The following is a 1,038-nucleotide window of genomic DNA, read 5'->3' on the forward strand; positions in this document are numbered from 1 at the left end:
GAATCCTATGCCAAATATCAAGCGATTTTCAATGTCAAAATAGCGCGTATCGAGTCATTGGAAAATTCCCTTGTTAGCCAAGAAAAAATGAAAGCCGATACAGAAAAAACCATCGCCTTAACGCGTAAAGCCCGATTGGAAGCCGATAATTTAAGCCGAGAAGCTGATGGTGGAAAAACCCCGCTTGATGAGATTTATGAGGACATTTTGGCGATGAACCATAACGGCATGCTAAATAAATATTGATTGTCACAGTATCTTCGATTGGCCCGAGTATTCAATATAGCTTATTCTGGGCTCGGCTTTTATTTTAATGAAAGCTATTGCTCAAAATAACTCTGGCGTAAGTTAGGAGAAGGATAGTAAACAACAATTCAACGTTGAAAATGAATTTTGCTCTTACATGGGGGCGTTCTTCACTGCTCTGTTATTGCTGTCGACTCGGTATTACAGCTATGTACATACTGAAGTGCATTAGTAAAATGGCTAGGCTTTTAGAGTTATTTTGCAATTTTTTGTAAGGCGCTTTCGCCCCAAGCGAGTTAGAAACTAAAAATATGTGGCTAAATTAACTTGGCTACTGCGATGCTCGCTTTCGGGAAAAAGCGAGCATCACTACAACAGCCTAAACCCTCACTAACTCGTTAGCTTTAAGATAGAGTGACGGCATTACTAGAGAGTGATTAGTGCCGTTTTTTTATTGATAGTTAAGTGTGCTTGGGGCACACAAAGTGCCTTAAAAAAATATGGCTAAAACGGCTCTAAAAGCATGACCATTTACTAAACCACTACAAGACGTATGACAGTTGATTTAGTTGAACGTGCATTGCAAATGGCGATTAACATCAGGCAGCCCAAAGCTGGGATTTCTGGTAAAATTTGCTATCTATTTAAAAGACAAGCTATGATTACATTTGTAGTTTCGCTAGGACGCATTAATAACAGCTTTTTCTTCTTAAACAAGGCGAAAAAGCTCAACAAACCGGTTTATATAATGAAAATTTTTAGTTTTTTTATTCCATTTACAGCCGCTGTAAT

1 protein-coding gene and 1 pseudogene are annotated in these 1,038 nt (G+C 38.2%); both read left to right on the forward strand.

Going from position 1 to position 1,038, the window contains the following annotated elements; genetic code table 11:
• A pseudogene (locus AC4GME_RS14980) lies at nucleotides 1-246 on the forward strand (cell division protein DivIVA); the annotation flags it as partial.
• A 553-nt stretch (nucleotides 247-799) separates the two neighbouring features.
• A partial coding sequence (locus AC4GME_RS14985; RefSeq protein ID WP_490379670.1) for a hypothetical protein occupies nucleotides 800-1,038 on the forward strand: 239 nt, incomplete at its 3' end.

This window comes from Psychromonas sp., assembly GCF_983033635.1.